Genomic DNA, 24,960 nt, shown 5'->3' with positions numbered 1-24,960 from the left:
GGTCTACCGCACGCCACGCGCCATGAGCAATGGCACGAGCTGCTCCGCGGACGTCAGCGAGCCGTGCTGGCCGACCAGTCGCGACAGGAACGGCTCGGCCGTCGAGCGGATCACGCCGGACGTGCCGCGCGCGGCGGCCAGCACGTCGCCGATCCGGTCGGCGAAGCGCGGCGACAGCGGCCCGAACCAGCCCTCGTCGATCGCCTGCTCCCGGGACACCGTCCACGCGTCGTCGCCGAGGACCGACCGCCACGTCGCCAGCACGTCCGTCGCGGCGCCCGGCTCCGCGTGGGCGTGGCGGGCACGGGGCTCGCCGCTGAGCGTGCGCACGCCCGCGCGCAGGTCGGGGTGGGTGTCGGCGTCGAAACTACGGTCCATCGCGACCATGCCGTGGTCACCCGTCACCGCCAGCACGGCGTCGGCGGGCAGCCGCGTGGCGACCGTCTCCACCAGCCGGTCCACCTGTGCGAGCTGGAGCCGCCACGGCAGCGACCCCGGCCCGTGCACGTGCCCCATCGCGTCGAGGTCGGCGTGGTAGCCGTACACCAGCTGGCTGCCCGGCGTCCCGAGCGCGGTCAGCGTCGCCGCGGCCAGGTCGCCGAACGCGTGCGCACCTACGTAGGTGCCCCCACGCAGCACCGCCCTGGTCAGCCCGGAGCCCTGGAACCTCGGCTGCGACACGACGGTCACCCCGATCCCGGCCGCCGCGGCCTGCTCGAACACCGTGTGCGCCGGTTGCACGGACTCCGGCACCCACGACTCCCGCAGGTCGACGCCACCCTGCGTGCCGTGCTCGGTCCAGCGCAGCGTCTCCATCACGATCTCGTCGGACAGCCGCAGCGACGTGCCCAGCAACCCGTGTCCGCCCGGCGGCAGCCCCGTGCCCAGCGACGCGAGGCTGGTCGCCGTGCTGGACGGGAACCCGACGGTCAGCGGGCCCGCGTCGGGCAGGGCGGCCAGGAACGGGGCGTCGGCGGCGTGGGCGGACAGCAGCTCCGCGCCCAGCCCGTCGACCAGCAGCAACGCGACCGCCCGTGCCGGCTCGGCCAGCAGCCCGGGCAGCACGGAGGCGAGCGAGCGGTCGTAGTCAGGCGTCATGGACCAGCTCCGCGGACGGTGCGGGCACGGGGTGGCCCAGGTGGGTCAGCCAGTCCCGCACCACCCGGTGCAGCCGCTCGGCGCCGATGATCTCGCCGGGCGCCGGCAGGCTCGCCGGGTACATCAGGAACCCGCGGGACTGCCCGCCGCCCAGCCCGCCGTGCGAGCCGACGTGCATCTCGAACGGCGACGCGTCGTCGGTGACCTCGTTGTACCGGCTGTTGACGATGATGTCCGGGCAGTGCGCGAACCCGTCGGTGCGCCGGACCAGGTCGGCGGCGTGCGGGCCGTACCTGGCCAGCGGGTCCTCCCCGGTCACCGCGTCGTCGCCGGTCATGTCGAGGCGCCGCACGCCGTCGCGGCCCAGCACGACCGGTCCCGACCGCGTGCTGCGGACCAGCATGAACCCGACGCCGGGATGGTCGACGAGCGCCGGCAGCAGGTCGGGGAACTCGCGCTCGATCGTCTCGAGGTCGACCCGGCCGGGGTGCTCGGTGAACGACACCATCGCGACGTGCCCGGACACCACCACGACCACGCCGGGCGCCGCGCGGGCCACGGCCGCCGGCTGCCCCTCGGCGTCGCGCTGGCGGTCCGGGGTGCCCGCCCACGCCGCGCGCCGCCGCAGCGCCAGCGCGATCGGCCCGGAACCGGTGGCCGCCTCGGTCATGGCCGCGCCGAGCTGCCAGGCCGACCGGGGCGGCTTGCGGCCATCGGCAGGCGGGCGCCCTCCGCACAGCCGGCCGACCAGCTCCTGGACCGACTCGCCGAACCGGTTGGTGAACGCCCAGCCCTGGGTGACGCCGTGGTCGGACAGCACGACGAGGTGGTAGCGGCGGGGCGAGAGCCGTTCCGCCCGGTACAGCCTGCCGATCTGCTGGTCGATGGCCCGGATGACGGCCAGCGCGTCGAACCGCTCGATGCCGGTGTGGTGCGCGACCTCGTCGTAGCCGAGGAAGTCCGCGTAGACGACCGGCCGGCCCGCCAGCATGTCACCGATGATCGCGGAGACGACCAGGTCGCGGGCGATGACCGTGGTGCCGGCGCGGGCGAACGGGAAGAACGGGCCGCGCTTGACCCTCGGCCGCACCCCGGCCCGCTTCTGGCGCAGCGACGCGGAGATCTCGCGCAGCACGTCGACCAGCGCGGAGCCGAACGTCCGCAGCACGTTGACCGGGTTGGCGAAGTACGCGTAGTAGCCGGAGCCCATCCCGTCGCGCCGCCTGCCCCTGGTCAGGAAGGGGAGTGCGCTCATCGTGAAGCTGACGTGGTCGGCGTCGCCGGTGAACAGGCCGCCGCGGGCCGCGCCGCCGTTCGCGAGCAGCCCCTGGCCGGTGGAGTGCCGGCGCTCGATCTCGGCCGCGTCGTTCGGGTGCGCGCACGCCATCACGTGGTCGCGGTCCTTCTCGTACCAGCGGAAGCCGAGGATGTCGTCGTCGCTGCCGTGCAGCAGCGCGCACACGCTCGCGCCGGTCTGGGAGCTCCAGTCGCAGTGCCAGTCGGTGAGGACGTGGCTGCCCTCCTCGAGCCAGCGGGACAGCGTCGGCAGGTCCCCGTCGCGGATGCCGCGGCGGACGGTGTCGTAGCCGAGGCCGTCGATCTGCAGCAGCAGCACGCCGGGCGGCCCGTCGGCCATGTCCTCGCCGTCCCGGCGGAACCGGCGGGCGGCACGGCGGAAGAACACCTCGTCCTCGTCGATCGCGAGGCCGCTGGACACCAGGCCGGACACCGCGCCGATGACGACCACGACCACCACCGCGGTCTCGAGGTTCGCCACGATGACATCCGGGATCGCGAACGAGATGCCGAGGACACCCGCGCCGAGCAGCAGGAACGAGCCGAGTCCGAGGAACAGCACGGTGCCGTGCGGCGCGAACCGCATGATCAGCGGCCACACGCCCGCGCTGAGCACGCCCAGCATGGCCGCGAGGGCGATGGGCTGCCACCAGTAGGGCATGGCGAAGTCGACGAGCCACAGGTCGAGCAGGTGCAGCGCGACGGCCACGAGCGCCCAGACGAGCACGAGGCGGGCGATCTCACGCCCACCTCGGAGGAGTCTCCCCTGGTCAGCTTGTGGTGACATGGCCTCTCTTGCGTTTGCGTTCCCGCTGGCGCGACACGAGCCCGACGACGAGCGTGATCACCAGGATCAGGGTCGTCGCGATGAGCGTAGCGACCAGCGGGTTGTCGAACAGCCCACCGCTGACGACGCCCAGCAGCGCGTAGGCGACCGCCCAGAGCAGGCACGCGCCGGCGACCGCGGGGAGCAGCCTGCGCCACGGGTAGTCGAGCGCCCCGGCGGCGAGGAGCACGGGGATGCGCCCGGCCGGCACCATCCGGCCGACGACGATGAGCAGCCAGCCCCGCTGGCCGAACCTCTCCCGCGCACCGGCCAGCTTCTCGGCCGACTGCCGCCGCTCGAAGAACCGGGACAGCGGTCCGCGACCCCCGCGCCCGGCGACGAACGTGACGAGGTCGCCGATGAGCGCGCCGGCCACCGCGCAGAGCACGACGAGGGCCAGGTTCAGCTGGCCGGTCATGGCGAGCGCGGCACCGGCGCCGACGACCGCGCCGGTCGGCAGGATCGGCACTATCGACCCGACCAGCACGCCCCCGAAGATGACCGGGTACCCGATCGACGACGGGTGGCTCCAGTCGACACCGAAGATCCCGCTCACGCCGGCCCCTCGCCCGCGAGGGCCGGCGTCCTGGTGTTGGTGCGTACGGCAGGGGTGTCGGTGTCGCGGCGGTGTCCTGGCCGGCCGCGGCGCCGTGAGGACGCTGGCCGCGCCCTGAACGTGGACAGCGGGGCATCGTGTGGCCCCTCGGCGTCTGGCCGGGCGTCGGCGTCGGCGGGCGTGCCGCTCGCGGTAGCGGGTGCCGCGAGGGAGCGCCGCGCGGCGGTGGTCACCGGCGCATCGGTCATGACCTGACCGTGTCCGGCAGGCGGACGTTCTCGCCGGGGCGGGTGACCAGAACCCTCGTCGGCGAGCCGGCATCCGCCACGGCCGCGGCGAACTCGACCGGCGGATGTTCGAGGAGGTGCCGCATCCGCCGCCCGTGCCGCCCCGGCGCCTTCGGCAGCCCCGCGACCGCGAGCGTCCCCCAGTGCACCGGCACGGCGACCCTCGGCCTCAGCAGGTCGACGGCCGCGGCGGCACGCTCCGGGTTCATGTGTCCGGGCCCCAGCGTCGGCCCCCACCCCCACACCGGCAGCAACGCGACGTCCAGCTCGCCCAGCCCGGCCATCTCCGGGAACAGGTCGGTGTCCCCGGCGGCGTACACCCTGCGCCCGCCGCCCTCGATGACGTGCCCCATCGCCTCGGCCTGCGGACCGTGTGTCAGCCGCGGTCCCCAGCGGTGCCCGGAGTGCTCCGCCCGGACCCCGATGATCCGCAGGTCACCGTGCGTCAGCTCCTCCCCGGGCGCCAGCTCGTCGACCCGCCGCACGCCCTTGGACCGCAGCCAGTCCCCGGCGCCGCGCGGCACGACCACCCGGACATGCGGATGCAGCAGCCGCAGCGACGGCAGGTGCACGTGGTCCCCGTGCAGGTGGGACAGCAGCACGAGGTCGACGTCGGCCCGGTCGGCGGCCGTGGCGGGCGGTGTCACCCTGGTCAGCGCCGACACCCGGTTGGTGAGCACGGGATCGGTCAGCACGACGTGACCGGCCAGCTCCATCCGCACGGTGGAGTGTCCGACGAACCGCAGACCAAGAGAGACCACGCCATCGAGTATTACAGTCCGCCGCGCGTGGCGTCGCTCACCGCGGGGTGAGCCGCGCGGAGTACCCGGCGACGATGCGCACAGTTCCGGTTGCGGGTGCAACCTGACAGTCGCCCCACACGTCCCGGCGACAGTCGCCGTAGGGCATAGTGGGTGACATCCCCCAATGAAGTAGCGAGGTGAGATCACGCGTGTGCGGCCTACTAGGACTGATCTGCCCCACCGAGGCACACGCCGTCGCCCGTCGGGAAGCCATCCGCGCCGCCATGCGTTGCCAGCGCCACCGCGGCCCTGACGAGACCGACACGTGGGCGCAGGGTGAGGTCGTCTACGGGTTCAACCGGCTCGCGTTCATCGACCTCGAGCACTCGCACCAGCCGCTGGTCTGGGGCCCGCCGGAGAACCCGACGCGCTACACGCTCAACTTCAACGGGGAGATCTACAACTACCGCGAGCTGCGCAAGGAGCTCGCCGACCGGTACGGCGTGCGGTTCCGGACCAACGGGGACGGCGAGGCCATCGTCGCCGCGTTCCACCACCTCGGGCCGAACTCCGTGCGCAAGCTGCGTGGCATGTTCGCGTTCCTGATCTGGGACGCCCAGGACAAGGTCGTCTTCGGCGCGCGGGACCCGTTCGGCATCAAGCCGCTGTACTGGTCGGGCGGCCCCGGCGGCGTGGCGTTCTCCAGCGAGAAGAAGAGCCTGCTGGAGCTGTCCGGCCCGCTGGGTGTCCGCGAGCAGCTGGACCGGCGGGCACTGCAGCACTACCTGGTCCTCCAGTACGTCCCGGAGCCGGAGTCCATGCACACCGGCATCCGCCGCGTCGAGTCCGGCACGTTCTTCCACGTCCGTCCCGGTCAGCGGATCCAGTTCCAGCGGTACTTCTTCCCGACGTTCGACGCCAAGCCGGTGCCGGACTCGGAGAAGCTCTACGACGAGATCGCCGCCGTCATGCGGGACTCGGTCGGCAAGCACATGATCTCCGACCCGGACGTCACCGTCGGCGCGTTCCTCTCCGGCGGCATCGACTCGACCGCCACCGCGACGCTCGCCAAGGAGTACAACCCGAACCTGATCGCGTTCACCACGGGGTTCGAGCGCCAGGGTTACTCCGAAGTGGACGTCGCCGCCGAGACGGCGGAGGCGATCGGCGTGCGGCACGTGGTGAAGACCGTGTCGGCGCAGGAGATGATGGACGCGCTGCCGCTGATCGTGTGGTACCTGGACGATCCGGTGGCCGACCCGGCGCTCGTGCCGCTGTGGTTCATCGCCCGTGAGGCACGCAAGTACGTCAAGGCGGTGCTGTCCGGCGAGGGTGCCGACGAGCTGTTCGGCGGCTACACGATCTACAACGAGCCGGTGTCGCTGGCCGCGTTCGAGAAGATGCCCGACGGCATGCGCCGCGTGCTTGGCAAGGTGTCGACGAAGATCCCGGAAGGCGTGCGGGGCAAGGACCTCCTGCGCCGGGGCGCGTTGTCGCTCGAGGACCGCTACTACGGCAACGCACGCAACTTCCGCGACCAGCAGCTGCGGGCCGTGCTGCGCCACTACAACGAGAACATCGGGTTCAAGGACGTGACCATGCCCTGGTACCGGGTGTCCAGGGACTGGGACCCGGTGGCCCGCATGCAGCACGTCGACCTGTTCACCTGGCTGCGCGGCGACATCCTGGTGAAGGCCGACAAGGTGACGATGGCCAACTCGCTCGAGCTGCGGGTGCCGTTCCTCGACACCGAGGTGTTCGAGGTCGCGTCCCGCCTGCCGCGGTACATGAAGCTGGCCGGCGGCACCACGAAGTTCGCGCTGCGTCAGGCCTTGAAGCGGATCATCCCGCCGCACGTGCTGAACCGCCGCAAGCTCGGCTTCCCGGTCCCGATCCGCCTGTGGCTACGCGACGAGATGTACGAGTGGGCACGGGCCATCGTCACGGAGTCCCAGACCGACGAGCACCTCGACCGCCGCGCCGTCCTCGCCCTGCTCGACGAGCACCGCACGGGGGACCGGGACCGCAGCCGGCAGCTGTGGGCGCTTATCGTGTTCATGCTGTGGCACGGCATCTTCGTGGAGAACCGCATCAAGGTGCGCGTCCCGGAGCCGGCCTACCCGGTCAAGCTCTGACGGGAAGGCGCCCGGACGGTCGGTGGACCGTCCGGGCGCCTTCGTCCGCTGTCAGGGCGTCGGCGGCGTCACGAAGAACCCGGAGATGTCGAAGATCACGTCGACATAGCCGGCGTTGTTCGCGAAGTTGACCGTCCGCTTGCCGCCGTTGATCAGCGGCTCGTACCCGATCCCGGCGTTGACCGCGTTGGCCGCGGTCTGGCCGGCGACCAGGTTCAGGTTGGAGGCGGTCGGCCGCGCCGCACCACCCGGCCACACCACGACGTACTGGGCGTTGCCCGGGTTGGTCGCGGTCAGGTTGCCGGCCACCGCCGAGATGGTGCCCGGACCGGTCTGCTCACCCCAGCCGAACAGCCCGATGAAGTTGCCCGGCGCGCCGTTGAGTCCCTTGCCCGGCCGCGTGTCCATCGCCCGCTCCGGCGGGATCGGCGCGAAGAAGTCACCCTGGCTGGTCGAGTAGAAACCGACCACGTCGACGACGAGGTTCACCGAGCCGAAGGCGTTGTACACGTCGACCTGCCGGTTGCCGCCGATCTGCACCGTGACCTGGTTCGGCACGATCTCGTTCCGGCCGAGGTTCAGGCTCGACACCAGCGGCACGGACTGTCCGTCCGGGAACGCGGACACGACGGTGGGCTGTGACGCGTCCAGGCCGGTCAGGTTGAACGTCACCGCGGTCGCCGAGGCCGGCAGGAACGACAGGTCGAGCACGATGGCCGAGCCGCCCGGAAGCGGGCTGCCGCCGCGGGTGTCGGCGATCCGCTGCGGTGTCCGCGCGGTGTACCGGGAACCGGCGCCCGCGTTGATGTTGTCGATGTAGTAGCCCGCGAGGTCGGCCACCACGTGCGTGTTGCCCGCGAGGTTGTAGAACGCCACCGCGCGGTCCGCGTTGACCGCCACGCTCACCTGGTTCGCCCGTGTCTGGCCGCGGGAAAGGTTCAGGCTGGACGCGGCCGGGCGTGACCCGCTCGCCGGGTACACCGAGATGAACGTGCTCGCGGTCGGCTCCGTGCCGGTCACGTTCAGCACCGCGGCGGTCGCGTTGCTAGGCAGCTGCGCCGACAGGTCCACCACGGTCGTGCCGTTCGGGCCGACCGGTCCGCGGCCGTCTCGGGTGTCCAGCACCCGGAACGGGTTCACCGGGATGAACTGCGACAGCGGCGGATCGTCGGCCGCCGTACGCGCCTGCCGGAGATGCGCGTCGATCCCGACCCCGTGTCCGTCCGATCCGGACGGTGCCGCGCTGGCGTTCGCCACCCCGGCGAGCAGTGCGAGGGTCGCGACCGCCCCCAGCACCACAGCTCTTCTACTGCCCATCTATCCACCTTCGTCGTTGGTCACCCGAACGGGTGACACGAACCTAGCCGGGTGCCGAGCGCCGTGGTAGCGCTTTCCGCGAACTGCCGGTAGGTCACGTTCCTCGGGTAGCCTTATGACAGCCGTCATACAGGGAGCCTGGTCATGAGCTACACGCCGAGAGAACGAATGGTGTATGGCGCCATGCAGCTGCTGCGTGCGCGGGGCGCCACCGGGACCGGCGTGCGGGACGTCGTGGCGTACGCGAAGGCGCCGCGCGGTTCGTTCCAGCACTACTTCCCCGGCGGCAAGGACCAGCTCGTGAGCGAGGCGGTGCTGTGGGCGGCGGACTTCGCGGCCGAGCGGGTGCGTTCGTACCGGCGCTCGGCGCGCAACCCGACCCCGTCCGGACTGTTCGCCCACATGGCCCGGCAGTGGAAGCAGGACTTCACCGAGCGCGGCTACGCGCGGGGCTGTCCGATCATGGCGGCCGCGGCGGACCTGGTGGGCACGGACTCGCCGGTCACGGCCGAGCTGCGGTCCGGCATCGGACGCTGGGAGGCCACCGTCGCGGACGAGCTGTCGGCGATGGACGTGCCACCCCGGCGCGCGAAGCGGCTGGCGACGCTGATGATCAGCACGCTGGAGGGCGCGATCATGTCGGCCCGGCTGCACGGCGACGTGGGTCCGCTGACGACGGTGGTCGCCGAGCTGGGTCCACTACTGGACAGCTGAGCCGAGGTCGACGTCGAGCGTCACGTCACACCCGTGACTCGCACTGGCGACGATCGGGAACGTGGCCTTGACGTAGTCGAGGAGCGAGGCGCGGCAGAGCTCCATCCGGACCACCGGGGTGTCCGCCTTCTCGACGAGCGCCGCGACGAGCGCACGTCCGAGTCCCCGGCCCTGCCAGCCGTCCTCGATGACGACACCGATCTCGGGCACGTCCTCGTCCCGCGCCATGCTGGCGAGCCCGACGATCTCGGAGCCCTGTTCTGCGACGAGGGCGAGGTGCGCGCCGCTGAGGCAGGACCGCAGGTAGGCGTGCGGGATCTCGGTGACCACCCCGTGGAACCGTTCGTAGGTGGTGCGCGGCGAACACCGGTTCATCATGCGTGCGAGGGCTTCCCCGTCACCCGGCTGGACCACCCTGATCATGACCGCGCCTCGATCGCGCGGATCACGGCGATCATGTCCGACGGGCCGTGCCCCAGGCTCGCGGCCTCCCCGTAGAGCGCGTGACAGACGTCGAGCAGGGGCGAGGCGAGCCCGGCGGCCCTGGCGGCCTCGGCGACGAGCCGGTTGTTCTCGAGGACGTTCGCGATGGAGGCCTGCACGTCGAAGTCCCCGGCGACGAGCTTGGCCGCCTTGCCGCGGGACACGCTGCTGGCCATGGGCCCGGCGGCGAGCACGGCCTCGAACAGCCGCGGGTCGAGACCCTGCCGGCCGGCGAAGTGCGCGGCCTCGGCGAGCCCGGTGACCATGGTGATCAGGTAGAGGTTGACGGCGAGCTTCATGAGCAGTGCGTTGGGCACCGGTCCGCAGACGAAGGTCTGGTGGCACATCGGGGCGAGCAGTGGGCGGACGTCGTCGACGGCGTCCCCGGCGAGCAGCCCGACCAGCTCACCCTTGACCGCCGGGATCCGCGACCCGGACACGGGTGCCTCGACGTACCGCCCGCCCGCGGCCTCGATGTCCGCGACGAGACCTCGGGAGTAGCCGGGCGCGGTGGTTCCCATGTGGACGGTCACCCGCCCGGCCACCCGTGCGGAAAACGCTTGCGTACCACGCCCGAGCACGTCGTCGACGGCCGTCTCGTCGGCCAGCATGAGCAGGACGACGTCACTGACGTCGAACACCTCGGCCGGCCCGCCGGCCACGAGGGCACCGGCGTCCGCGAGCGGCGCGGCCCGCTCGGGCGTCCGGTTCCAGACGACGAGCGGCGTGCCGGCCCGCGCGAGGTTGAGCGCCATCGGCTGCCCCATCACACCGAGCCCCAGAAACCCCACCCGCACGGCCACCTCCTATGACAGGTGTCATGATAGCCGCATCATGACACCTGTCATAGACCTTTCCGCGGATGCCCGGTGGTGGCGTCGACGTGGTCGGGAACGTCGTCGTGCTCGTCGCCAACGGTGAGCGTCCCGGTCGGTTCGACGAGCAGCACGACCGCGCCGTCAGAGGACGAGGGCCGGTGAAAGGTGCCCCTGGGCACCACGAAGATCTCGTTCCTGCCCAGGATGACGGTCCGCTCCCCGTCGTGTTCACGAAGGCCGATGTGGATGGTCCCGTCGAGCACGAGAAAGAACTCGTCGGTGTTGGTGTGCACGTGCCAGATGTGCTCCCCGGCGAAGCGGGCGAGCCGGATGTCGTAGTCGTTGAGGTAGGCGACGATGCGCGGACTCCAGGCGTCGGTGAACGAGGCGAGGACGTCGTGGAGGGCGACGGGTTGGCTCATGGCGTGATCCTGCCGCGTTGCGCCGGGACGGCACGAGTGCTAGGAATCGCACATGTCGCAAGAATCCTCGCACCGAGTGGCGGTCCTGGTCGACGAGGGCTCGAACCCGTTCGAACTGGGCGTGGCGACCGAGCTGTTCGGCCTGCGGAGGCCGGAGCTGGGCCGCGAGTGGTACGACTTCACGATCTGCGCGGCACGGCCGAGGGTCCGGATGCACCAGGGCATGTTCACGATGACCGGCGTGGCCGGGCTGGCCGCGGCGGAGGCGGCGGACACCCTGATCGTCCCGAACCGCCCGGACCCGGAACAGCGGTCGACCCCGGCGGTCCGGGCGGTGATCAGGCGTGCGGCCGCCCGGGGAGCGCGCCTGGTGAGCTTCTGCACGGGCGCCTTCACGTTGGCGGAGGCGGGCGTGCTGGACGGCCGCAGGGCAACGACACACTGGCGGTGGGCGGCCGAGTTCAGGAGCAGGTTCCCGGCGGTGCACCTGGAACCGGAGGTCCTGTTCGTGGCCGACGGCAACGTGCTGACGGCGGCCGGGAGCGCCGCGGCCCTGGACCTGGGCCTACACCTGATCCAGCAGGACCACGGCGCCGAGACGGCCAACGCGGTGAGCCGCCGCCTGGTCTTCACCGGCCACCGGGACGGCGGTCAGCGGCAGTTCGTGGAGCGCCCGGTCCCAGCGATCCCGGACACGTCGTTGACCACGGTCCTGGAGTGGGCCCGCACCCGCCTGGACCAGCCCCTGACCGTCGCCACACTCGCCGCCCAGGCAGCCACGAGCCAGGCGACCCTCCACCGGCGGTTCCGCGCCGAGCTGGGCACCACCCCACTGGCGTGGCTGACCACCGAGCGCGTGACCCTGGCCTGCCGCCTGATAGAACGCGGCGAGCTCCGCCTGGACCGGGTGGCCGCCGCCAGCGGCCTCGGCACCGCCGCCAACCTCCGCGCCCAACTCCGTCGCCACACGGGCCTCTCGCCGTCCGCCTACCGACGCCGCTTCGGCCCGGCCGCGTGACGACCGCCGAATCCTTCAATGGTGAACAGGGTTTAAGCTTTGTCACCCATAGTAGGTGATCGCGATCACCGTTCGGGGTGACCCGGACACGGTGGTGCGGTCGTCTGGTGCATACTTTTGGCCCATGTTAAAGATCAACTCTTGGTTCGTCCCCCGGCGAACATCGAACGGCGCGACGTGCGTGGAGACGATGTTCACCGGCGACGTCGTGCACGTCCGAAACAACTTGCGGCGTGATGCCGGCACCGCGACGTTCACTTACGAGGAGTGGGGCGTCTTCGTCGCCAGCGTGAAGGATGGCGACTACGATGTATAACTACTCCAAGGCCAACTACTCTATGGCGCTGTTCGGATGATGGTGTAGGCGTACCTCAGTGATGGCGTGATGCGCGACGGCCGTTACCTCGATCGTCCACTCCGAAAGGACCACTTGGTCCCCCGGTTGGGTTGGGATTCGGCCCAGGGCGGTTAGTACCAGACCGGCAATTGTGGCGTAGTCCCCTTCGGGGCGGTCGGTGATCTCAACTCCCAAGTCGACCAAGTCATGTATTGGGAAGGTCCCAGGAAGTTGGAGTGCGCCGTCCGGACGAGTCTGGACGGCCATAATGTCCGGATCGGTCTCGTCGTAGATCTCGCCGACGATCTCCTCCAACAGGTCTTCGAGGGTGACTATCCCGTCGATCGCGCCGTGTTCGTTGGCTATCAGGGCGAACTGTTCGCGTTCGTCCTTGAAGCGGCGCAGGGCGTCCGAGACACGTACCGAGTCGGGGAAGACGACTGGTGGTCTGGCCACCTCGGACAGTGGGCGGGAGTCGTCCAGGAGGTCGCGGAGTGTCACTACGCCGATGACATCGTCCAGGTGGCCGTCCCTCACTATCGGCGCCCTCGTGTGCCCTGACGAGGCCAGTGCGTTGCGGGCGTCGGGCGTCGGGACGTCGGCGCGGATCGTGAAGACGTTCCTTCTCGGGACCAGGACCTCGCGGAGGATCCGCTCGTGGATCTCCAGGGCGCCCGTGATGATCGTGCGTTGTTCGGCGTTCAGGCCGCGGTGGCCGATCACCAGGTCACGCAGTTCCTCGGGGCTCAACTGCTCGGACGATGCCTTCGGATCTCCACCGAACACGCGCACGATCAGGTCCGTCGTCTTGCCCAGGACCCACACCGCCGGCCTCGACAGCCGGGAAAGAAAGTCCAGCGGTCGCGCGACCGTCAACGCCCAGCGCTCCGCGTTCTGCATCGCCAGGCGCTTCGGGGCCAGCTCGCCGAAGACCAGGGTGAAGAACGTCAGGATCAGGGTGATCAGGGCGATCGCCACGGCCTCCCGGGCGCTGCCGAGGAAGCTGAACAGCGGGGCGACCGGCTCCGCCAGCGACACCGCCGCGGCCGCCGACGCCAGGAAGCCGGCCAGGGTGATGCCGATCTGGATCGTCGCGAGAAACCTGTTCGGGTCGCGGGCAAGGCGCACCAGGGTGCGGCACGCGGCCGTGCCCCGCCGCTCCAGGCTCCTCAGTTGGCCCTCCCGCAGCGAGATCAGGGCGATCTCACTCCCGGCGAACAACGCGTTCAGCACCACGAGGACGCCGACCAGCACGATGTTCCACCAATAGCCACTCATGCCGTCCCATTCCTGTGCGACTGGGCGCCTACGGTACCCAGCCAAAGCTACGGTTCGAGTCATGACTCCAGCTCAGGTCCGGACACATGAGACCGGGCCCACCGCCGGACTCGCCCCCGGCTACACGCAGGCCAACCTCATCGCGGTGCCGCGGGACTGGGCCTACGACACGCTGCTCTTCGCCCAACGCAACCCCAAGCCGTGTCCGATTCTTGATGTCACCGATCCCGGCAGCCCTCGGACGGTCCTCGCGGACGGCGCCGATCTGCGCACCGACGTGCCGCGGTACCGGATCTGGCGGGACGGGCTGATGACCGACGAGCCCGCCGACGCGACGGACTACTGGCGCGACGACCTCGTCGCGTTCCTCATCGGCTGCAGCTTCACGTTCGAGTCCGCGTTGCGGGCGGCCGGGGTGCCGCTCCGTCACGGGCGCAACGTGCCGATGTACATCACCGATCGGCAGTGCCGGCCCGCTGGGCGGCTGCACGGCCCGCTGGTCGTGTCGCTGCGGATGATTCCCGGCGAGCACGTCGACACGGCGGTCCGCGTGACGGCGCTGATGCCGGCCGTGCACGGGGCGCCGGTGCATGTCGGGGATCCGGCCGCCATCGGGATCACCGCGCTGGACAGTCCGGACTTCGGGGACCGGCCGGTCGCCGAGCCTGGTGACGTGCCGGTCTTCTGGGCGTGTGGCGTCACTCCGCAGGCCGCGCTCATGGCGTCCCGCCCGCCGTTCGCGATCACGCACGCACCCGGCCACATGTTCGTCACCGACGTCCAGGACAGCGAGTACCAGCTGCTCCAGGGCTAGCCAAGTTCGGGTAGTTCCTGATGCACCTGCTGCATGAACTCGGTGCTCTCCTCCTTGCCGAGCGCCTTGGCCCGGAGCAGGTCGAGATGGTGTGTCACCCGGGCGATCTCCGCAGGCGCGTCCCGGACCATCTCTCGTTCGTAACCCTCGAAGATCATCATGTCCGGCGCCGGCGACGGAAAGCGGTGCATGGTCACGGTGAGGCCGAGGAACGTGTGTGGTCCGGACCCCAGAGGGAGGATCTGGATCACCAGGTTGTTGAGTTCCTGGTTCACCTTCACGAGGTGTTCTATCTGTTCGCGCATCACCTTCGGGCCACCGACGTCGGTCCGCAGCGCGGCCTCGCCGAGAACGCACCAGAGACGCAGCGGCGGCCGATGGGTCCGAGTGAGCACGCGGGCCCGTTCCAGCCGCAGTTCGAGTCCTCGTGCGACATCCTCTGGATGTCTCTCCCCGTCCCACTCCAGTAGCGCTCTTGCGTAGGGTGTGACCTGCAACAATCCGGGGATCAGGTCGGACGAATAGAACATTGTGGAGATTGCCTGCGTCTCCAGATCGACGGCTCGGCGAACTGTCGTGGGAATGACCGAAGCGGTGTACGGGCTGGGTTTACGCCGGGTTCGGGAAGACCGCGCGAACTCAACCATTTCGTGGCGCTCGGCGCCGAGAATTCCGTAGTGATCGAGCAAACGTTCCAGTTCGGCCGGTTTGGGCTTGGAGCGGCCGGTTTCGAGATCGCCGATCTTCGATCTCGTGCAACCAAGAACGCGGGCCGCCTCGTCTCTGGTGACCCGCGCTTCTTCGCGCATGCGGCGGAGTGTCGCCGCAACCTGAACGTGCTCAGGCTTCATGGCGGACGCCTCATTCTGTGGCAATTGCCGTCAGTCTTCCACAAATGACGGTTCTACGCACGTAGATTCACCCTTTTGGCGAGGTGAAGGATCCTACGTATGTAAGTTACGCTCTAGGAAAGTAGATAAGGAGGCTGGCGGTGGATGGAGAACTTGTTCGCGGCGGCGCATACGTCAACCTCCTCGACGACACGAAGATCAGATATCGGATTGATCCGGACGGGGATGGGGTTGAAATCGTCGCGTTGGGGTCGATGGAGTTGTCCATAGGGATGACGCTCGAGGTCTTACAGCGTTGCCAGCAGGTACTTGCTGAGGCGCAGCATGCCGTTGCCCGGGCTCGTCAGGCGATGTGATGGTGGGACTTGCTCGAAGGCTCGCCGAACCAGGCGCGTAGGGCGTCTTCCAAGCCCGCCACGCCGTTGTCGCTCGCCCATGCCACGTAGCCGTCGGGGCGGACGAGTATTGCCGTTGTGGTGGCGTTCGTTGTCGTGGTGACGACGTCGACGCGATCGGACCAGTCGCTGACCGCCTCGGCCGTGTTGCTGAAGTCGAGTAGCAGGGGGCGGCCCGTTCGCATCAGGTCGGCTACTCGTTTGCCGTTGTCCAGCGGCAGGTCTGGGAGCCAGCGGCCGGACATCGGGTGCGTGTCCGTTGTCTCGTAATGGACGTCCGCGCCGGCCATCAGGTCGGCTAGGTGCTGGCGTGCCGGCTTGTCGGCGAGTAGCTCGGTCATCAGGTCGCGTAGTGCGGTGATGTTCGGGTCTGGCACGGTCAGCGCCATCTGCGCGCGCGTCTGCATGATCACTCGCTGGCCCACCGGGTGCCGCTCGGACTCGTAGGTGTCCAGTAGGTCCGGCGGGGCCCAGCCGCGCACCGTGGCGGCCAGTTTCCAGCCCAGGTTGAGTGCGTCCTGCATTCCCAGGTTCAGGCCTGGGCCGCCGATTCCGCTGTGCACGTGGGCGGCGTCGCCCACCAGGAACACGCGGCCGCGCCGGTAGTGTTCCGCCTGGCGGGAGTTGATGCCGGTCAGCCTGCGGAGGCCGGACGGCGCGTCCGCGGGTTCGGTCATCGGCACGTCGGTGCCCAGGACTCGCTTCACCGCGTCGCGCAGCTCCGACAACGGCATGTTCTCGTTCTCCGGCAGGGGGTCGCCGCCCCACTCCAGGGCGGATACGCGGAAGACGCCGGGTTGGAACATGCCGTAGGCGAAGAGTCCGTTGTCGGTGCGGGTGAATGACCGCGGGCGCAGGAGGCCGACGCCCGGTATCTCCAGTGAGCCGTCGCCGGTCGCCATCGGTGCGGTGATGGCGACCTGGCCGGAGCGGCTCACGAACGTGTCGTCCGTGATGCCGGGGAATCCGATGCCGAGCTGTTTGCGCACGATGCTGCTGCCGCCGTCGGCGCCGACCAGGTACCGGGTGGTCAGCGTGTACTTTCCTTGTGGGCCGACGATCTCCGCTGTCACATGGTCGGCGTCCTGGTCGATCGACCGCAGCGTGTGTCCTTTGTGGACAATTATGCCCAGCTCCGCCGCGCGTTCCGCCAGGACCTTCTCCAGTTGCAGCTGCGGGATCGGGAGCATGTACAGGTCGTGATCGGCCAGGTCGGACAGTTTCAGTGGTACGGCGCCGAACTGGAAGCCCGGCATCCGGACCGGTCTCGGGCCGCCGCCCAGGCTCTCGTGCAGGCCCCGGTAGTCCATGGCCTGTACCACCCGGCCTACCAGTCCGTTGGCCTTCAGGATCGACGGCCGCTCGGTGTGCTGCTCCAGCACCGTTGGGCGGACGCCGCCGAGGGCCAGTTCGATGGCCAGCAGCAGACCGTTCGGTCCGCCGCCGATCACCACGACATCGTCGGGCATGGGGACGCCTTTCTGTGGCACCGCGACCGCGGTGCTCGCGTGTGTGGGTCCGGCCTTACTGGACCGAAGGATCTGGTAGGCCCGCCGCGATCTGGCGCAACGCCTCTCGCGCCAGGGTCGCCAGCGGCACCGGTGGGTCCGCCTGCAGCCACTGCTCCGTGGCCACCCGGTGCGCCGCGCTCAGTGCCGCCGCGACCAGTTGCGGGTACATGTCGGTCGGCCTGGTGCCGGTTCGCTCGGCGATGGCCGCCGCCCAGGCTCGTTCCGCTGCCGCGCTTGCCTTCAGGTACTCGCCGAACAGGGCCGGCTCGGTCATCATGAGCCGGACGCCGGCCGTCCATCGCGGATCGGGTTGACGCTCGATGCCCTCGTGCATGACGAGCGCCTCGGCGACCGACTCCCAGAGCGGCTCGCTACGTGGGCGCTCCCGGATGCCGCGCGCCGTCTCCAGTGCCCGGTTCAGCTGCCGCCACGCGATGGCCTCCGCCTTGCTGGAGAAGTAGTTGTTGAACGTGCGTGGCGAAACGCCGGCCTCCGCGGCGATGTCCTCGACGAGCACCTGACCGAAGCCGCGCTCGACGCTGAGGCGGAGCGCTGCCCAGCTCAAGGCCTCCTGGGTCTGTTGCTTCTTGCGCTCCCGCAGTCCGGTCATGGCGCAACCATAGCCTGAACTTGCGTGGCACGCAATCTTGCGTGACACGCAAGTTGAGCATTTCGTGTGTGCGCCGTTTGACGGCGGGTGTGTACGGCAACCACTGCCGGCATGACGATGACGTACACGGGTGTTGTGCTGGACGCGCCCGATGCCCGCGAGCTGGCGGACTTCTACCGCCGGCTGCTCGGCTGGGAGGTGGCCGAGGACTCGCCCGACTGGGTGTCGCTGCGTGAGCCGGGCGGCACCGCGCGGCTGTCGTTCCAGACGGAGAAGCGGTACCGGCGGCCGGCGTGGCCCGCGGCGGACAACGCGCAGCTGATGATGGCCCACCTGGACATCGAGGTCGACGACCTGCGGGCGGAGCTGACACACGCGGTGGCGGAGGGAGCGGAGGTCGCGGAGTACCAACCGCAGCGGGATGTCCGGGTGTGCCTGGATCCGGCCGGGCACCCGTTCTGCCTCTTCGTGCGGGAGGGTGCCGGGAACTGAACACCCGCGTGCCGCGACAATAGAACCGTGGACTGCGACACGTGCCGTGAAGCCCTGTCGGCCCGCCTCGACGGCGAGACGGAACCGGCCTCGCCCGATGAGCATCTCGGTTCCTGCCCGGAGTGCCAGGACTGGTACGTGGCGGCTACCACGCTGACCGGGTCGTGGGGTGCGGAGCCGCCGGCGCCGGACCTGACGGATGCGGTCCTCGGCCGGGTCGAACCGCGAGACGGCCTCCTGGGCTCGCCGAGATGGCAGCCCCGGTGACCCAAAAATTCGAATCGGCGTCCCCGATGGTTGCGTAGGCAGCCAGCCGAACCCGCTTGGGGCCGGCAAAGTCACAGAATCGACGGGTGCGCGAAGGCCCGGGTCGGGGTTCTCCCCCGTCCGCCACGGAGGCTGACAACTCGGAAATCGCCGAACTTCAGTCATTGCACCGGTGAGCCGGGCTGGTTCGCGGGGGTCGATACGCGAGCCGAAAGGCTGACTGGGACTGCAGGAAGTCGACCTTGGTGACCCAAAATTCGAATCTGCGTCCCCGTGATGGTTGCGTAGGCAGCCCCCACCCGATCCCGGGGGCACCCCGCCACGCCAGTCTACCGGGCGGGTCTGACGAAATGCCTGGTCAGCCGGGCCTGTGGATAGCTTTCACCCGGTCGGGGCGAGCGAACACGCCATTCGTACGTGGTGTCAGTAGTAGGTGGTGTCTGCCCGGGGGTGCGGCGAAGGTCATCGGGTGCAGCTCCCCGCTTGTGTGGGCCGGGGTTTGGTCGTCGTAGTGGGGGGAGCGGGGGTGGCCGGAGCTGCCGTGCCGGAGGACGTCCCACATACGAGAACCGTCAGGGCGTGGTTCCGCCACGAAACGCCATGGGGCGCCCTCGATGACCTCTCCCTCGGGGTTCGGGGCCATCAGGCACACCGTGTGTCGGCTGCCGCCCACGCGGGTTGGCGGTCGGTGGAACACCGATGCCGCCCTCGCCAGTGGGTGGGGGTCCACGATTCGGTGTATGTCGGCGTAGGGGGTCGGGGTGATCCGGGCTGCGGCCTCCGCGAAGGTGTCCGCGCTCGCGTTCAGTCCCTTGCGGGCGGCGGGGTTCAGGACCAGGTGGTCCAGTAGTTGCGTCAGGTCCGGGACCAGTGCGGCCAGGTCCGAACCCACCGCGTTGCCCAGCCACTCGTCGCCGGCGATCTGTAGTAGGCGCATGAAGACCAGGGGTGCGTGGGCTTCGGGGCGGTCGTGGCAGTCCCAGTTGGCCAGCAGCTCGTAGGCGGCCGAGTCCTCCGGTAGTTCCTCCAGCAGAGCGGGCAGTAGCCTTCTGGCTCGGCCGTCGAGGTCGTCCAGCTGCCAGCGGGCGCAGTCCTCGGGGTTGACCCGTGGGGTCGCGACGATCAGCTCCTCGATGCGGGCCGCCCGGTACGGCGCCACCCAGTCCTGGCCCACGTCGATCCGCGCGTTGTCGGGCAGCAGCTTGTGGTTCGCCGAGACGATGTAGCCCTCCGCTGGGTCGACCACCTCGGGTAGCTCGACGAAGTCCAGGAACCGCTGCCAGGACCGGGCGACGTCCGCGTACGAGCCTGGGGCCACGCCGCTGCCACGGACCCGGTGTGGCACGTTGCCGGCCGTCTTCAGTGCGATCGTGCCGTCCTGGCCGGCTACCGCGACGTTCAGTACCGGCACCCCGAAGGACCGTAGTGCCTCGCGGAAGTCCACATAGGACCCCGTCCGCCACATTCTTTGGCAGGACTCGATCTCCGCGGATGGGATGCAGCCGCTCCAGAACAGGCCGATGCCGTCGTCGAAGTGTACGTAACCGTCGCCGCCCGCGGCCTCTGTCAGCACGTCGTCGGCGCCTCGGACGGTGATCGTCGTGCTCTCGCGCCAGAGTGGTGGGGTGCCGTCCAGTGTGCACAGGTCCTGCGTGTCCACCGTGGAGTTCGTGACGCCCCAGGCCAGATCGTCGTTGGCGCCGGCTATCAGGCCGGGGATTCCCGGGACGGTCACGCCGTAGCCCCGGGCGCCCGGCAGGCGCAGTCCCTGCTGGTACCACAGGCTGGGATGGGTGAACAACACGTGCGGATCGTTGGCCAGCAACGGGAACCCGCTGGCCGTTCGGCCGCCGGCCAGTACCCAGGCGTTCGAGCCGGTGGACTGCTCGCCGGCGAGGAGGTCCGCCAGCCACGCACGGGACTCGGTGGGGAGTGCGGCGGTGGTCGGCGCGGGCCCCTCGGGCGAGCGGATCGTCACCGGGCCGTCCGCCGGATACCTTGGCACGCCCAGGAGATCGTTGTACTCGGGGTGTTCCGCCGCGAGGCGGGCGCGGAACAGCTCGTACTTGAGGTTGAGGCCCAGGTCGAAGCCGAGCCGTTTGACCAGTGCGATCGAGTCCAGTGGGGTCCACGGCTCCGGGCGGTACCGCAGCAGCAGGAACTCGGGTGGCAGGGCGAACCCGCGGGTCGCCGCGTTGACGCCTTCGCTGAAGGCGGCCAGGTTCGCGCGGCAGGCGTCGGACAGCAGCCGTTCGCTCGCGCGGGCCACCCTGGTCAGTGCGAGCCGGCGGGCGCGGGTGTCCTCGGCGACGGTCGCGGGGCCGAGGATCTCCGACAGGCGGCCGTGTGCCCTGCGGCGCAGGACGTCCATCTGCCAGCGGCGGTCCTGCGCCTGTGCGTAGCCGGCCGCGAAGTAGAGGTCCGGCTCGGTGCTCGCGTGGATGGTCGGCACACCACGGTCGTCGCGGGTGATCGTGGTCTCGGACCGGATGCCCGCCACCCGGCGGTGTCCGGTGTGGCGGGCGCGGCCGGAGCGGGCGACCAGGCGTGCGGCCAGGTCAGTGAGCCGCACTCGCGGTCTCCTCCTCGACCGGCTGCATGAGACCGGGCACGCGGCGGCCGATGGCCAGGTAGAAGCCGGCGCTCAGGAGTGCGAGGACGCCGACGCCGAGGAACATGACGGTGCCGTTCCACGTCGCGAGGAGCAGGCCGCCGAGGTACGGGCCGACGAACCCGCCCAGCTGGGCGAAGGTCTGCGCGCCGAAGTAGCTGCCGCGGCGTTCTTCCGGCGAGATGCGGTCGATGATGGCGAACTCGGACGGGACGATGAACGTCTCGCCGATGCTGAACACGACCATCGCGACGATGAAGGCCCACATTCCGGTGGCGGTGGCGAACCCGACCATGCCGGCGAACATCAGCAGCCCACCGATGACGATCGCGGTCACCGGGTCCTTCCGCAGCACGATCTTGGACGCGAAGAGCTGGAACACCACGACGGTGACGGCGTTCGTGGTCATCACCACGGCGAGGATCGCGGCGCCGTCGGTGAAGTCGATGGCGAGGTCCTGGGCGAGAAGCGCGGAGATGCGCAGGTGTACGGCCTCGAGCAGCAGGCCGGCGACGAGGAAGCACAGCAGCCGCCGGTCGGTGGTGACGGCGCGGACGCTGCCGGCGAAACGGTTGAGGACGCTGGTGGTCTCGGTTTTCGCGGCGTTGGTCGCCGGCGCGACGCGCAGCGCGCTGGCGAGGATCGTGAGGTAGACGCCGTAGGCGAGCGCGCCGACGAGGAAGGCGCCGCGGCCGCCGGACACGCCGAGGAAGACGCCGAGCAGCGGCCCGACGGCGAACCCGATGTTGAAGACGAGGTACTGGTAGGAGAACCAGCGGACCCGGTCACCGGTGGGGAGGAGGTCGGCCAGGAGCGCCTTGGCCACGGGGCTGAACGACGCGGTGGAGAGGGCCATCAGCGCGTTGCAGGCGAAGACCACGATGACGTGCTCGGCGAGGTAGAAACCGGTGAAGGCGACGACGACGCCGAGGAGGGAGGCGAGGAGCACCGGGGCGCGGCCGAAGATGTCGGACAGCGTGCCGCCGAGGAACCCCGCGAAGATGGAGAAGAAGACCGAGGAGCCGATGACGAGGCCGATGGTGGCCGGGTCGAGCTGGAGCTGGCGGGAGAGGAAGATCGCGAGGAAGGGGATCGTGATCGAGTTGGCCAGGCTCATGATCCCGGCCCCGCCAACGAGCAACCTGGCCAGGAACGGCGGCCGAACGGGTACGGACATCAGAACCCCTTCCGGTGGATGGGAGCGGGCCGGCGGGCGGCCGGACGGAACGGACCCGGCCGCGGGACACGGTCGGTGGCCAGGGGCGGGGATGGTGGACGGGCGCCCGCGGTGGCTCGGGTCGGTGCGGATGCGGCGCGCGGGCAGAACCCGGGCGTGATCACCTGGGCGGCCCGTGGATGGGTGAACCCGGGCATGGGCGGTTCGGTGGTCTCGCCCGCGAGCCGGTGCGCGGCACGGCCGAGCGTGAGCAGGTCGCGCGCCACGTGCCCGAGGCGACCAGGGTGCGCGGCCATCACGAGGCCTTCTGGTTGTGGGGCAGGGTTTCCGTGTCCGCGAAGAAGTCGGTCAGCAGCTCGGCGAGGGGCTCGGCGTGCGGAGCCTGCACCATGCCGACGTGGCTTGCCGCGATCTCCCTCTTCTCCAGGCCGTTCCGGAGCAGGGGGAGCCAGTTCCACGCCTGTTCCGCCGTCGCCGTCGGCGGGTTCGTCGCCGTCACCAGCAAGGCGCGGCAGGAGATCGGGGGCGACGACGGCCACGTCACGTTCGCCAGGCGCCGGTAGGACTCGAAGGCCGCCGCCAGGTCGCCGTCGAACAGGGCTTTGGCCTCCTCGCCCAGCAGGGCTTCGGCCGTCGCCAGTGTGTCCGCCGCGGACGGTAGCTCGCCGGCCCAGCGGGTCGTCGCCGAGGGGAAGACGGTCGCCACGTTCGTCAGGAACTCCCACACGCGGTGCTCGCCCGTGTCCGCCAGCTCCGCCGCCAAACCCCGTGGTTCCAACGCGTCCAGCAGGGTCAGGCTGGCCACCTGGTGGCCTCTCTCCCGCAACGCCGTCACCAGGTAGTGCGACAGGCATCCGCCGTACGAATGGCCGACCAGGTGTACGGGCCGTCCTCCCACCGCCTCGGTCACCAGGTCCGCTATGTCCGACACCAGCACCGGCACGGTCAGCTCGCCGTGGCGTGCCGCCACGTCCCGCAGGTTGACCGCGTACCACGCGCGGTCCGGCATCGCGGCCGACAACTGTGCGAACGACTGCCCGAAGCCCAGTATGCCGGGGATGCCGACCGCCGGGTTGCCGGTCTTCTTGTCGTGCAACCGGATCAGCGGGCCCGGCCGCGGCGCGGGCATGCCGCCGCGGACCGCCGCCGCCAGGGCGGCGACCGTCGGCGTGCGGAGGAACTCGCGCAGGGGCATCGTCACGCCGAACGCCTCGCGGACCGCCGCCAGCAGTCGCGTCGCCAGCAGGGAGTGGCCGCCCAGCTCGAAGAAGTTCGCCGCCGGCGTCACCGCCGGTGCGTCGAGCAGGCCGGCCACCATGGCGTGTACCCGCGCCGTGACCGGGTCCATCAGATCGGTGGCGGCCCTGCGCGGCGCCTGGCCCGGGGTCGGGAGTGCCGCGCGGTCCAGCTTGCCGTTTCCGTTCATGGGCAGCGTGTCCAGGAACTCGAACCGCGCCGGGATCATGTACTCCGGCAACGACTTCGCCAGCGCCTGGCGCAGGTCGGCGGCCGGCAGCGACGAGACCACGTAGGCGATCAGGGTCGCTCCCTGGCCGGGCAGGTCCTGTGCCACCACCACCGCCCGCGCGACGCCGGGGACCGCACGCACCGCGCCCTCCACCTCGCCCAGCTCGATGCGGAAGCCACGGATCTTGACCTGGTCGTCCTTGCGGCCGTGGTACACGTACTCGCCGTTGGGCAGCCTCGCGGCCAGGTCGCCGGAGCGGTAGCCCCGGGTGCCCTCGACGGACACGAACCGCTCGGCCGTCAGCTCCGGGCGGTTCAGGTAGCCGGTCGCCACACCCGGGCCCGTCACCACGATCTCGCCGGCGCCGTCCGGGGAGACGTCCAGCAGGGTGAAGTCCAGATCGGACAGTGGGGTACCGATGTGGCTTCCCGTCAACGAGAGGTCGGCGTGGCGGACCCGGCGGAACGACGCGTGCACCGTCGTCTCCGTGATGCCGTACATGTTCGCCAGCGCGGGGGCCGTGTCGCCGTACTTCGCCACCCACGGGCGCAGGTCACCGAAGTGCAGCGCCTCGCCGCCGAACACCACCCAGCGCACCGGCAACCGGTCGGCGTGCCGGGCGTCCTCGGCGATCAGCTGGTTGAACGCGGTGGGGGTCTGGGACAGCATCGTCACGCGTTCGGTTCGCAGCAGCTCGCGGAACGCGACGGGATCCTTCGCGACCTCCCTCGGCACGATCACCAGGCAGCCCCCGTACAGCAGGGGACCCCACATCTCCCACACCGAGAAGTCGAACGCGAAGGAGTGGAACAGGGTCCACACGTCCGATGTGCCGAAGCCGTACTGTGCCTCCGTCGTCGTGAACAGGCGCAGCAGGTTCCCGTGGGTGACCTGGACTCCCTTCGGTCGCCCGGTCGTGCCGGACGTGAAGATGACGTACGCCCTCGTGTCCCAGGTGGACGGACGAGCGCCGCCGCCGGTGGGAAGGGCCCGGTCCGCCAGCACCACGGGCGCGTCCACCAGGTCCGCCAGTGCCGACGACGTGATCACCGCCGACGGTGCCGCGTCCGTGAGGATCGCGGCCACGCGCGCCGGCGGGGTGGCCGGGTCGATCGGCACGTACGACGCGCCGGCGCGGACCACCGCCAGTGCCGCGGCCACCATGTCGACGGACCGGTCCAGCAGGATGCCCACCGGCGCCGTCGGGTCCACGTCCAGCGCGCCGGCCAACTCCGTCACCCGCCGGTCCAGCTCGCGGTAGGACACGGTGGTGCCGTCGTGGCGAACCGCGGGGCGGTCCGGGTGGCGGGCCACCGTGCGGCGGAAGCCTTCGTCCAGGCTCGTGACGCCCACCAACGTGCCGTCCACCACGGACAGGCCACGTTGCCTGGCCAGTCGTCTGCGTAACGCGTCCGCGCGGTCAGTGCTCACCGATA

General features: G+C 70.3%; 25 protein-coding genes. 8 read left to right on the top strand and 17 right to left on the bottom strand.

Going from position 1 to position 24,960, the window contains the following annotated elements:
- Positions 1 to 3: 3 nt before the first annotated feature.
- Genes VET29_RS18585 through VET29_RS18565 form a run of 5 tightly spaced genes read right to left on the bottom strand, consistent with a single transcriptional unit; the run spans position 4 to position 4,824 of the window.
- Positions 4 to 1,098, bottom strand: coding sequence for an alkaline phosphatase family protein (locus tag VET29_RS18585; RefSeq protein ID WP_324921930.1), 1,095 nt, complete (start codon positions 1,096 to 1,098; stop codon positions 4 to 6).
- Positions 1,088 to 3,181 carry a phage holin family protein gene (locus VET29_RS18580; protein ID WP_324921928.1) on the bottom strand — a complete coding sequence of 698 codons (2,094 nt, stop codon included), beginning with the start codon at positions 3,179 to 3,181 and terminating at the stop codon, positions 1,088 to 1,090. Before VET29_RS18580 ends, VET29_RS18585 begins: the two co-directional genes overlap by 11 nt.
- Entirely contained in the window at positions 3,165 to 3,776 is a 612-nt protein-coding gene (locus VET29_RS18575) for a DedA family protein (RefSeq protein WP_324921926.1), read from the bottom strand. Before VET29_RS18575 ends, VET29_RS18580 begins: the two co-directional genes overlap by 17 nt.
- The gene (locus VET29_RS18570; protein WP_324921924.1) at positions 3,773 to 4,024 is read right to left on the bottom strand and encodes a hypothetical protein; all 252 of its coding nucleotides are present in this window, start codon (positions 4,022 to 4,024) and stop codon (positions 3,773 to 3,775) included. The genes VET29_RS18575 and VET29_RS18570 overlap by 4 nt, the downstream gene beginning before the upstream one ends.
- Positions 4,021 to 4,824, bottom strand: a complete 804-nt coding sequence (locus VET29_RS18565) for an MBL fold metallo-hydrolase (RefSeq protein WP_324921922.1) — start codon at positions 4,822 to 4,824, stop codon at positions 4,021 to 4,023. The genes VET29_RS18570 and VET29_RS18565 overlap by 4 nt, the downstream gene beginning before the upstream one ends.
- 191 nt (positions 4,825 to 5,015) lie before the next feature.
- Here VET29_RS18565 and asnB point away from each other — a divergent pair, with 191 nt between their 5' ends.
- On the top strand, positions 5,016 to 6,941 hold the full coding sequence (asnB, locus tag VET29_RS18560; protein WP_324921966.1) for an asparagine synthase (glutamine-hydrolyzing): 1,926 nt from the start codon (positions 5,016 to 5,018) through the stop codon (positions 6,939 to 6,941).
- A 51-nt stretch (positions 6,942 to 6,992) separates the two neighbouring features.
- Here asnB and VET29_RS18555 read toward each other — a convergent pair whose 3' ends face one another.
- On the bottom strand, positions 6,993 to 8,258 hold the full coding sequence (locus VET29_RS18555; protein ID WP_324921920.1) for a hypothetical protein: 1,266 nt from the start codon (positions 8,256 to 8,258) through the stop codon (positions 6,993 to 6,995).
- A gap of 144 nt (positions 8,259 to 8,402) precedes the next feature.
- On the opposite strand from VET29_RS18555, the gene VET29_RS18550 reads away from it, so the two are divergent.
- Entirely contained in the window at positions 8,403 to 8,972 is a 570-nt protein-coding gene (locus VET29_RS18550; protein WP_324921918.1) for a TetR/AcrR family transcriptional regulator, read from the top strand.
- Here VET29_RS18550 and VET29_RS18545 read toward each other — a convergent pair.
- Genes VET29_RS18545 through VET29_RS18535 form a run of 3 tightly spaced genes read right to left on the bottom strand, consistent with a single transcriptional unit; the run spans position 8,958 to position 10,695 of the window.
- Entirely contained in the window at positions 8,958 to 9,395 is a 438-nt protein-coding gene (locus VET29_RS18545; protein WP_324921916.1) for a GNAT family N-acetyltransferase, read from the bottom strand. The genes VET29_RS18550 and VET29_RS18545 overlap by 15 nt on opposite strands.
- Positions 9,392 to 10,252, bottom strand: coding sequence for an NAD(P)-dependent oxidoreductase (locus VET29_RS18540; protein WP_324921912.1), 861 nt, complete (start codon positions 10,250 to 10,252; stop codon positions 9,392 to 9,394). The genes VET29_RS18545 and VET29_RS18540 overlap by 4 nt, the downstream gene beginning before the upstream one ends.
- 47 nt (positions 10,253 to 10,299) lie before the next feature.
- Positions 10,300 to 10,695, bottom strand: a complete 396-nt coding sequence (locus VET29_RS18535; RefSeq protein ID WP_324921909.1) for a cupin domain-containing protein — start codon at positions 10,693 to 10,695, stop codon at positions 10,300 to 10,302.
- A gap of 52 nt (positions 10,696 to 10,747) precedes the next feature.
- Between VET29_RS18535 and VET29_RS18530 the strand changes: the two genes are divergently transcribed.
- Together VET29_RS18530 and VET29_RS18525 are read left to right on the top strand one after the other, a co-directional pair.
- Positions 10,748 to 11,713, top strand: coding sequence for a GlxA family transcriptional regulator (locus VET29_RS18530; protein WP_324921906.1), 966 nt, complete (start codon positions 10,748 to 10,750; stop codon positions 11,711 to 11,713).
- A gap of 124 nt (positions 11,714 to 11,837) precedes the next feature.
- Entirely contained in the window at positions 11,838 to 12,029 is a 192-nt protein-coding gene (locus tag VET29_RS18525; protein WP_324921902.1) for a DUF397 domain-containing protein, read from the top strand.
- Positions 12,030 to 12,044: 15 nt separating this feature from the next.
- Here the strand turns inward: VET29_RS18525 and VET29_RS18520 are convergent, their stop codons facing one another.
- On the bottom strand, positions 12,045 to 13,328 hold the full coding sequence (locus VET29_RS18520) for a hemolysin family protein (protein ID WP_324921898.1): 1,284 nt from the start codon (positions 13,326 to 13,328) through the stop codon (positions 12,045 to 12,047).
- A 61-nt stretch (positions 13,329 to 13,389) separates the two neighbouring features.
- On the opposite strand from VET29_RS18520, the gene VET29_RS18515 reads away from it, so the two are divergent.
- A complete protein-coding gene (locus VET29_RS18515; RefSeq protein WP_324921896.1) occupies positions 13,390 to 14,142 on the top strand; it encodes a putative hydro-lyase in 753 nt (250 codons plus the stop codon).
- Here VET29_RS18515 and VET29_RS18510 read toward each other — a convergent pair.
- Positions 14,139 to 14,993 (bottom strand): helix-turn-helix transcriptional regulator, encoded by an 855-nt coding sequence (locus VET29_RS18510; protein ID WP_324921894.1) that lies wholly within the window; start codon positions 14,991 to 14,993, stop codon positions 14,139 to 14,141. The genes VET29_RS18515 and VET29_RS18510 overlap by 4 nt on opposite strands.
- Before the next feature lie 140 nt (positions 14,994 to 15,133).
- Between VET29_RS18510 and VET29_RS18505 the strand changes: the two genes are divergently transcribed.
- Positions 15,134 to 15,349, top strand: coding sequence for a hypothetical protein (locus VET29_RS18505; protein WP_324921892.1), 216 nt, complete (start codon positions 15,134 to 15,136; stop codon positions 15,347 to 15,349).
- On the opposite strand, the gene VET29_RS18500 is transcribed toward VET29_RS18505, so the two are convergent.
- Entirely contained in the window at positions 15,337 to 16,857 is a 1,521-nt protein-coding gene (locus VET29_RS18500) for an FAD-dependent monooxygenase (RefSeq protein WP_324921890.1), read from the bottom strand. The two genes, VET29_RS18505 and VET29_RS18500, sit on opposite strands and share 13 nt — an antisense overlap.
- A 55-nt stretch (positions 16,858 to 16,912) precedes the next feature.
- Complete coding sequence (locus tag VET29_RS18495) at positions 16,913 to 17,509, bottom strand: TetR family transcriptional regulator (RefSeq protein WP_324921888.1); 597 nt, start codon at positions 17,507 to 17,509, stop codon at positions 16,913 to 16,915.
- A gap of 117 nt (positions 17,510 to 17,626) precedes the next feature.
- On the opposite strand from VET29_RS18495, the gene VET29_RS18490 reads away from it, so the two are divergent.
- Both VET29_RS18490 and VET29_RS18485 read left to right on the top strand, forming a co-directional pair.
- Positions 17,627 to 18,001, top strand: coding sequence for a VOC family protein (locus VET29_RS18490; protein ID WP_324921964.1), 375 nt, complete (start codon positions 17,627 to 17,629; stop codon positions 17,999 to 18,001).
- A gap of 27 nt (positions 18,002 to 18,028) precedes the next feature.
- On the top strand, positions 18,029 to 18,268 hold the full coding sequence (locus VET29_RS18485) for a zf-HC2 domain-containing protein (protein WP_324921886.1): 240 nt from the start codon (positions 18,029 to 18,031) through the stop codon (positions 18,266 to 18,268).
- A gap of 358 nt (positions 18,269 to 18,626) precedes the next feature.
- Here VET29_RS18485 and VET29_RS18480 read toward each other — a convergent pair whose 3' ends face one another.
- The 4 genes from VET29_RS18480 to VET29_RS18465 are packed head-to-tail and all read right to left on the bottom strand — an operon-like array spanning position 18,627 to position 24,955.
- Complete coding sequence (locus tag VET29_RS18480; RefSeq protein WP_324921884.1) at positions 18,627 to 20,840, bottom strand: penicillin acylase family protein; 2,214 nt, start codon at positions 20,838 to 20,840, stop codon at positions 18,627 to 18,629.
- A complete protein-coding gene (locus tag VET29_RS18475) occupies positions 20,827 to 22,056 on the bottom strand; it encodes an MFS transporter (protein ID WP_324921882.1) in 1,230 nt (409 codons plus the stop codon). Before VET29_RS18475 ends, VET29_RS18480 begins: the two co-directional genes overlap by 14 nt.
- Entirely contained in the window at positions 22,056 to 22,352 is a 297-nt protein-coding gene (locus tag VET29_RS18470; protein ID WP_324921878.1) for a hypothetical protein, read from the bottom strand. Before VET29_RS18470 ends, VET29_RS18475 begins: the two co-directional genes overlap by 1 nt.
- Positions 22,352 to 24,955, bottom strand: a complete 2,604-nt coding sequence (locus VET29_RS18465; protein ID WP_324921876.1) for an amino acid adenylation domain-containing protein — start codon at positions 24,953 to 24,955, stop codon at positions 22,352 to 22,354. The genes VET29_RS18470 and VET29_RS18465 overlap by 1 nt, the downstream gene beginning before the upstream one ends.
- Positions 24,956 to 24,960: the final 5 nt, after the last annotated feature.

Source organism: Actinophytocola sp., assembly GCF_035634895.1.
Classification (GTDB): domain Bacteria; phylum Actinomycetota; class Actinomycetes; order Mycobacteriales; family Pseudonocardiaceae; genus Actinophytocola.
The sequence above is the reverse complement of the archived record's forward strand: the minus strand, read 5'-3'. Positions and strand labels throughout refer to the sequence as shown.